Genomic DNA, 7,469 nt, shown 5'->3' with positions numbered 1-7,469 from the left:
ACCCGCGCCCAGGTGCTGCTCGGCGAGCTGGGCGAGCTCGGGGACCGGTTCGCCCCGCTCGCGGACCTGCTCACCCGCGTCGCCCGCCACCCCGCCGGCAACCGGGCCTTCGCCGAGACCGTCACCGGCCTGGACACCCGCTACGAGACGCTCCCCGACACCGGCCACCCCTGGCAGGGCCGCCTCGCGCCCGACCTCACCCTGACCACGGACAGCGGCCGCAGGCGCCTGACCGAGCTGCTCGCCCCGGGGCGCGGCGTCCTGGTCGACCTGACGGGCGGAACAGCCGTCCGCGCGACGGCCGCAGGCTGGGCGGACCGCGTGGACACCGTCACCGCGACCTGCCCCGACCACCCCGACCTCCGCGCCGACCTCCGTGCCGTCCTCCTCCGGCCGGACGGCCACACCGCGTGGGTGCGGGGCGCCGATGGACGCCTTGAAGGGCTCGTGGGGGCGCTCCGGCACTGGTTCGGTGACGTCTGAGCCGATGTCGCACTGTTCGCTCGGCCCGGCGCACGTCCATGATGGTGCCCGTGACGAACAGCGAAGAGAACCACGTGAAGGTCCACTTCCCCCTGGACGTGGACGAGGACGGCTGGCCGCCGGTGGGCGTCGAGAGCGTGCGGGCGGTGGACCTCGGCGACGGGACGGTCCGCGTCGCCAACGCCCCGTGGTTCGCGCAGGGCATCGCGAGCGGCGACGTCGTCCGGGTCGAGCTCGACGAGGACGGCGTGCGCTGGGCCGAGGAGACCGTCGAGGCCTCCGACCACTGCACGATCCGCCTGATCGTGCTGCAGGACGGCGGCTCGACCGAGGCCCGGCAGGCCGTACTGGACGACTTCCACCGGCTCGGCACCACCGGCGAGGGCATCGAGCGCTTCGGCATGGTCGCGCTCGACGTCCCGCCCTCGGCGGACCTCCCGCGGATCCGCGCACTGCTGGAGCGCGGCGACGCGGAAGGCCGGTGGGACTGGGAGGAAGGATGCGTCACCGCCGCCTGGACGGCCGCCGGCGCCTGACCGCCGCGCCGGCGGGCAGGGGGCATTGTCAGTCCCCCTCCCTAGGGTGGAACCAACGTCGAAGGGGGCGCCGGGGAGGCGTCGGACGGGCGTTGGGAGAGGGGTAGGACCATGGCTGTGAACAGGATCAAGCACAAGGTCAACCACGTTTCGCTGGTGGTCGACAAGTCCGGTTCGATGCGCCAGCACGAGGGGCAACTCGTGCGGGTCGTGGACGAGTTCGTGAAGGGGCTCCAGGAGGAGTCGGACCGGCTCGGGCACGAGACACGGATCAGCCTGTACGCGTTCGACCACCAGGTGCAGAACCTCGTCTGGGACATGGACGTCAAGCACCTGCCGTCGCTCAAGGGGCTCTACCAGGTCGACAACGGTGCGACGGCGCTCATCGAGGCGGCCGTGAAGTCCGTCGACGACCTCAAGAACATCTGGGAGGGCTACGGGGAGCACTCGTTCCTCCAGGTCGTCGTCACCGACGGCGAGGAGAACGCCTCCGGGTGCTCCGAGAGCGGGCAGATGCACATCCGTATGAACGCCACCCAGGGCGCCGCCGTGCTGCGCACGTGGACGGACCGGATCCGCACGGCCATGGACGAGCTCCCGGACCACTGGACGTCGGCGATCCTCGTGCCGAACTCCCTGGCCAAGCGCACCGCGCAGGAGTACGGGTTCCCGGCGGGCAACATCGCGATCTGGGACGCGGACTCCACCAAGGGCGTCGAGGAGGCCATCGGCACGGTCAAGTCGGCCGCCACGAGCTTCCTGCGCGGGCGCGAGCAGGGCGTGCGCGGCACGAAGAACCTCTTCACCATGGGGAAGGACCTGAGCACGGCCGACGTGAAGGCCAACCTCGACGCCCTGGACGCCGGCGCGTACACGCTGATCCCCGTCGACGAGCAGATACAGATCCGCGAGTTCGTCACCCGCTCCGGGCACGCGTACAAGACCGGCTGCGCCTTCTACGAGCTGTCCAAGCGCGAGAAGATCCAGGGCGCCAAGCAGCTCGCCGTGGCGGAGAAGGACCCGGCCACCGGCAAGATGACGGGCCGGGTGTTCTCGGGCCCGGCGGCCCGTCAGCTCCTCGGCCTGCCGCAGTCGGAGGTCACGGTGAAGCCGGGGGAGAACCCGTCGTACACCGTGTTCGTCCAGTCGACGTCCGTCAACCGAAAGCTGGTGCCGGGCACCAAGCTGCTCGTCCTGCGCTAGCCGCCCGGGCCGGCCGCGCCCTCGCCACCCTCGCCGGCGAGGGCGGCGAGGGGCGGGCCGGTAGGTCAGGCGTCGGCTGTTGTCCGGAGGGAGGCGGACAGGGCGCGGGCCTCGTGTTCGGTCATGCGGGGCGTCTCGTACGGCACGGCGTTGACCCAGCGCTGGGCCAGCCGGGCGATCCGCTCGCCGTAGCGCTCCGCGGTGATCAGGTCGCCGGGCGAGCCGGCCTGCTCGGGGCCCTTGTCCGCGTGGCTCTGGCTCATCAGGCCGAGCCACGAGCCCAGCCGGTTCACGTCGTCGCGGGTGCCGCCGCTCCAGTTGTTGCCCGGCATGTCGCCGACGCCGATCCACTGCATCCCCATCTGGGCGCCGAAGACCGCCAGTTGCTCCAGGACCGTCAGCTTGTCGCCGCTCTGCGAGGCGGACATGGTGAACGCGCCGGCCAGCTTGTCCTTCCACGCCTGCGTCGTGAACGGCGTGAACGCCGCCTCCATGAACGCCTTGAACACCGCCGACACGCTGCCCATCAGGGTCGGGCTGCCGAAGACGATCGCGTCGGAGCGGTCGAGCAGCGCCATGACCTCCGCATCGCGCCAGCGGCCCGCCGTGACGTTCTCCGCCCGGATCTCGACGAGGTGCACCCGGGCGCCCGGAACCACCCGGGCCCCGGCTGCGACGTGCTCGGCGAGCACCCGGGTGTGCCCGTGCACCGAGTGGTAGACCACCGTCACGGTGACCTCGGGAGCGTCGTACGCACGGTCAACACCATTGACTGCCATGACTCTTCACTACTTCCAGTTGTGGGAAAGCCCTGCTTGCCCCACCATCACAGCCGGTGCCCGGCCCGGCATCAACGCCGAACTCCGGCACGCAGCGATCGGTCGCACCGATCGATCGCGCCAGGGCGTGCCCTAACCTGGTCCCGTGGACAGGATGGAACTGGAAGCCTTCGTCGCGGTCGCCGAGGAACTGCACTTCGGCCGCGCCGCCGTACGTCTCCACCGGGGGCAACCCACCGTCAGCGACGCCGTCAGACGGCTGGAGAGCACCCTGGGTGGGCGGCTGTTCCACCGCACCAGCCGACGGGTGTCACTGACCGACCTCGGTGAGGCGCTGCTGCCCGACGCCCGTGCCACCCTGGCCCACCTGCGCCGCTTCCAGCAGCGCGGACGCGCCCTGGCCGCCGGCGACCGCGCCCGCACCACACTCGTCGTCGCCCACGCCGAATACACCGGCCACCAGCTGCTGCTGCGTTGCCTGCCGCAACTGCGCGACCGCTTCCCGGATGTGACGATCGTGCCGGAGTCCATGCCGACCACGGCCCAACTCGCCGCGCTGCGCGCCGAGACGATCGGGCTGGGCATCGGCTGGGCGACCGGGGACGTGAGCGGCGTGCGCGCGAGGGTGCTGTCCACCGAGCGGTTCATGGCGCTCGTCCCCGCCGCCCACCCGCTCGCGGGGCACGCCGAGCTGAGCGCGTCCGAACTCTCCACCACCGACCTGCTCACCTGGCCCCACCAGATCAACAGCGGTCTCTGCGACCGCCTCCTGGCCGCCTTCCACATCGGCGGGGCCGACCTGCGCATCATCAGGACCGCCGACAGCGTGCAGGCCATCGCCGCCCACGTCGCCGCGGGAACGGGCATCGGCATCACCGTCGAATCCGCCCTCGACCACCGGCCCCCGGGCCTGCGCGTCATCCCCCTCACCGGCCCGTCGACCACCGTCGACCAGGTCGTGCTCACGCCCGCCGAGCCGTCGGACCCGGCGATGGCGCTGCGCGGCCTGCTCCTGCACGCCTCGGCCGAGTCGTCGATCGCCGCTCACTGACGGCGGGCCCGTCAGCCCTTCGTGGCGGGGACCGGCCTGCCCGTCACGGCGTCGACCAGTGGGCGGCCGCCGAGCGGCCGGTCCAGGTGTGCCGTCAGCCGGCTCACGCCGCCGTCCTCGCAGCCGATGTCCGGGCCGGAGGCGTCGCGGCGCTTGAGGAGGATCGTGACCCGGTCGGCCGTCTCGCGGGCCACCAGGTCGGGCGGGTAGTCGCAGCCGCCCCAGTCGACGCGGAGCGAGATCGTCCTGCCGTCGGAGCCGACCGACACCGCTTCGACGCGCGGGTCGTCCGGAGAGACCGGGCTCAGCACCGAGGCGTCCCGCATCTTGTACGGCAGCGGGTAGGGGTCTCCCCATGCGTAGCACGCCGCGACTCCGGCCGCCGCCACGCCCGCGGCGACCAGCCAGCGCTTCTCCCGACGTGTGAGTTCCATCCCCCGGTCCCTCCTGATGGTGTGGCGGAGGCACTGTACGTCACGAGCCGAAGCCTCAGCCCGTCGCCGGCCAGGCCACCGTGGTCTCGGCCGGGGCGGCGTAGTCGGTGCCGGGGACGTCCCATCCGTAGAGGCGGCCGACCTGGGCCCGGAACCAGGCGGTGTCGGCGAGTTCGGGCAGCGTGTCGGTGGTCGCGGCGGCCCAGCGCTCGTGGACGGCGGCCTGGACCTCGTCGTCCATCTCCCAGCGGTCGAGGCGGATCCGCTGCTCCTCGTCGAGCCGCAGCGGCGCCGCACCCGTGAGCTGCTCCCACAGGTCGGTGGCCTGCTGGGCGGTGCTCCGGAAGCCGTCGCCGAGCACGGCGCGCAGCAGGCTGGTGTAGAGGGCGATGGACGGGATGGCCGTCGACGCCTGGGTAACGGCCGCGCCGGCGACCACGGTGTGGGCCCGGCCGCCGAGCGGGGCGAGGTCCTGCTGGAGGCGGCGCGCGGTGTCCTCCAGGTGCTGTTTGGCGGCGCCGATGGTGCCGGCCCGGTAGATCGGTGCGGTGAGGTCGGAGCCGACGTAGGTGAGGGCCACCGTGTGGAAGCCGTCCCGGACGAGGCCGCGGTCCGTCAGGGCGTCGATCCACAGCTTCCAGTCGGCGCCGCCCATGACCTGCACGGTCGCGTCGCGCTCCGGGCCGGCGGCGGGGTCGAGTTCCAGCGAGCCGACGAGCGGGGCGTCGCCGTCGAACTGGAGGGTCTTGGCGCGGTAGGCGGAGCCCAGGGGCTTGATCACGGAGTGGTGGGTCTCGCCGGTGCCGGGGTCGGTGCGGCGGGGCGCGGCGACGCTGTAGACGAGGTAGTCGACCTTGCCGTAGCGGGCGGCGAGGTGGTCGAGGGCCTGCTCCTTGGCCGCGGCGGAGAAGGCGTCCGCGTTGAGGAAGGCGAAGTCGCCGTCCGGCCCGGCGAGCGCCGCCGTGCGGGCCGTGCGGTACCAGCCGCCGGAGGCGGTGCGGCGCTCGGTCTCGGGGGCCTCGAACGCGATGCCGAGCCCGCGCATGCCGTGCGTGCGCAGCGCGGCGACGGTCGCGGCGAGGCCGTAGCCGGCGCTGGAGCCGATGACCAGGGCGACGGGCCGCTCGGCGCCGGAGGAGTCGGCCGCGTCGGCGGGTGCGGCGGGTGCGGGGGTGCGCTCCCACAGGTCGTCGACGACGGCGGCGCAGCCGGCCGGGTGGGAGTTGAGGTAGAGGAAACCGCGGTTGCCGGGCTTGATCTGGCGGAGGGTCATCGGTGTCCTTCGTGCCTGGTGGAGGGCGTGCGTCAGCGGTACCGGGCCCGCTCCGCGCCGGTGGAGCCACCATCCTGTCCGTTCGGCCGACGCGGGTATGTGGCGACATGCGCCAGGGTCCGCCCGCGAATCTTGTCGGAGCCGTCCTTACGAGGGTGGAGCCTGCGGGTCGGCCGTCCCCGCCCGGGATGGCCTTCGACCTGCGGATTCGGGTGACGGCGGTTCGCCGGAACGGCCCTGCGTGGCTGATTGACTCCCCTCCGGCCGGACCGGAGGCTGAATCGGTCTGACGCATCGTCAGATCCGCTTCCCCGATGGAGGATTGCTGTGCGACGGAGACCGACCCCACGACGGACCAGACCCCTGATGGCCCTGCTCGGAACGCTCGCCCTGGCGGCGGGAGGCCTCGCCCCGGGGGCTGCCGCGTACGAGCGGGGAGGGCCGCAGGTGTTGCTCGTCTGCAACGGCAGCACCACGGCTTGCCCGAGCACCGCGGCGCAGCAGTACGGGACGATCCAGGCCGCCGTCGACGCGGCCCGCAGCGGCGACTGGGTGCTGGTTTGGCCCGGCGTCTACCACGAGAAGGCCACCGACGCGGCCGGCGTGCTGATCACCACGCCCGGCGTCCACCTCCGCGGCATGGACCGCAACCGGGTGGTCGTCGACGGCAGCAACGGCACCGCGGCGCAGCCCTGCCCGGCGGACCCGGGGGTGATGGACACCACGGGCCGCAGCGGCATCGTCGTCTCGAAGGCCGACGACGTCTCCATCGAGAACCTCACCGTCTGCAACTACCTCTCCGGCAGCGACGGCAGCGGCGGCAACCAGATCTGGTGGAACGGCGGCGACGGCAGCGGGCAGATCGGCCTGCACGGCTACCACGGCGCCTACTTGACGGCGACCTCCGGCTACGCCTCGACCGACCCGAACGCGTCGATGGCGCAGTACGGGATCTTCGCGTCCAACGCGACGGGCCCGGCGGAGCTCGCGCACACGTACGCGTCCAACATGGCCGACTCCGACTACTACGTGGGCGCGTGCCGCGACATCTGCGGGGTGACGCTCTTCGACGCGCACGGGCAGAACGCGGCGATCGGCTTCTCCGGCACCAACTCGGGCGGCTACACCATCAGGGACTCCGAGTTCGACCACAACCGCACGGGGATCGTGGCCAACTCGCTCAACAACGACGACGCGCCGCCGCCCCAGAACGGCAGCTGCCCCGATGCGCCGCAGCGCTCGTGCACCTTCATCGAGCGCAACTTCATCCACGAGAACAACAACCCGGACGTCCCGGTCTCCGGCCTGGCGGGCGCGATCGGCGCCGGCATCGAGATCTCGGGCGGCCACGGCGACACCGTTCGCGGCAACCGGATCCAGCAGCAGGGGAGTTGGGGCGTCGTCCTGCACGACTTCCCGGACAGCGAGACGCCGCCGCCGCTGAGCACCTGCCAGGGCGGGACGCAACTGCCCGGCGTGTGCGTGTTCGCGTCCTACGGGAACGTGGTGGTGGCCAACAAGCTCAGCGGCAACGGCTTCTTCGGCAACCCGACCAACTCGGACCTCGCCAACGAGTCGATGACCGCGCCGCACAACTGCTTCGTCGGCAACCACGGGGCCGGCGGCGCGGCGCCGACCAGTGACCCGGACGCGATCCAGAGCGGCGCGGTCGACGGCCCGCCCTGCGGCAAGGGCGCGGGCGTCGGCGAC

7 protein-coding genes and 1 pseudogene are annotated in these 7,469 nt (G+C 72.4%); 5 read left to right on the top strand and 3 right to left on the bottom strand.

The window, feature by feature from the left end:
* From AB0O00_RS24860 to AB0O00_RS24850, 3 genes and pseudogenes are all read left to right on the top strand, one after another.
* Positions 1-483: pseudogene (locus tag AB0O00_RS24860) on the top strand (monooxygenase); the annotation flags it as partial.
* 41 nt (positions 484-524) lie between these two features.
* Positions 525-1,019 (top strand): DUF4265 domain-containing protein, encoded by a 495-nt coding sequence (locus AB0O00_RS24855; RefSeq protein ID WP_363655240.1) that lies wholly within the window; start codon positions 525-527, stop codon positions 1,017-1,019.
* Positions 1,020-1,130: 111 nt separating this feature from the next.
* Complete coding sequence (locus tag AB0O00_RS24850) at positions 1,131-2,222, top strand: vWA domain-containing protein (protein ID WP_363655236.1); 1,092 nt, start codon at positions 1,131-1,133, stop codon at positions 2,220-2,222.
* 65 nt (positions 2,223-2,287) lie between these two features.
* On the opposite strand, the gene AB0O00_RS24845 is transcribed toward AB0O00_RS24850, so the two are convergent.
* Positions 2,288-3,001: a flavodoxin family protein gene (locus AB0O00_RS24845; RefSeq protein ID WP_363655234.1), complete on the bottom strand. Its 714-nt coding sequence runs from the start codon at positions 2,999-3,001 to the stop codon at positions 2,288-2,290.
* Between the two features lie 154 nt (positions 3,002-3,155).
* On the opposite strand from AB0O00_RS24845, the gene AB0O00_RS24840 reads away from it, so the two are divergent.
* On the top strand, positions 3,156-4,052 hold the full coding sequence (locus tag AB0O00_RS24840; protein WP_363655238.1) for a LysR family transcriptional regulator: 897 nt from the start codon (positions 3,156-3,158) through the stop codon (positions 4,050-4,052).
* An 11-nt stretch (positions 4,053-4,063) separates the two neighbouring features.
* On the opposite strand, the gene AB0O00_RS24835 is transcribed toward AB0O00_RS24840, so the two are convergent.
* Positions 4,064-4,486 (bottom strand): hypothetical protein, encoded by a 423-nt coding sequence (locus AB0O00_RS24835; protein ID WP_363655233.1) that lies wholly within the window; start codon positions 4,484-4,486, stop codon positions 4,064-4,066.
* 55 nt (positions 4,487-4,541) lie between these two features.
* Positions 4,542-5,759 carry an enoyl-[acyl-carrier-protein] reductase FabV gene (locus AB0O00_RS24830; protein WP_363655231.1) on the bottom strand — a complete coding sequence of 406 codons (1,218 nt, stop codon included), beginning with the start codon at positions 5,757-5,759 and terminating at the stop codon, positions 4,542-4,544.
* Positions 5,760-6,125: 366 nt separating this feature from the next.
* Here AB0O00_RS24830 and AB0O00_RS24825 point away from each other — a divergent pair.
* On the top strand, positions 6,126-7,469 hold a 1,344-nt coding region (locus AB0O00_RS24825; RefSeq protein WP_363655229.1), incomplete at its 3' end, for a hypothetical protein.

The sequence above is a fragment of the Kitasatospora sp. NPDC093558 genome, assembly GCF_040683475.1.
Classification (GTDB): domain Bacteria; phylum Actinomycetota; class Actinomycetes; order Streptomycetales; family Streptomycetaceae; genus Kitasatospora.
This window is presented reverse-complemented; position numbering and strand designations above follow the sequence as displayed.

Coding starts and splice junctions, on each gene's coding strand:
- AB0O00_RS24855 (WP_363655240.1), top strand. CDS start 525: ATGGTGCCCGTGACGAACAGCGAAGAGAACCACGTGAAGGTCCACTTC.
- AB0O00_RS24850 (WP_363655236.1), top strand. CDS start 1,131: ATGGCTGTGAACAGGATCAAGCACAAGGTCAACCACGTTTCGCTGGTG.
- AB0O00_RS24845 (WP_363655234.1), bottom strand. CDS start 3,001: ATGGCAGTCAATGGTGTTGACCGTGCGTACGACGCTCCCGAGGTCACC.
- AB0O00_RS24840 (WP_363655238.1), top strand. CDS start 3,156: ATGGAACTGGAAGCCTTCGTCGCGGTCGCCGAGGAACTGCACTTCGGC.
- AB0O00_RS24835 (WP_363655233.1), bottom strand. CDS start 4,486: ATGGAACTCACACGTCGGGAGAAGCGCTGGCTGGTCGCCGCGGGCGTG.
- AB0O00_RS24830 (WP_363655231.1), bottom strand. CDS start 5,759: ATGACCCTCCGCCAGATCAAGCCCGGCAACCGCGGTTTCCTCTACCTC.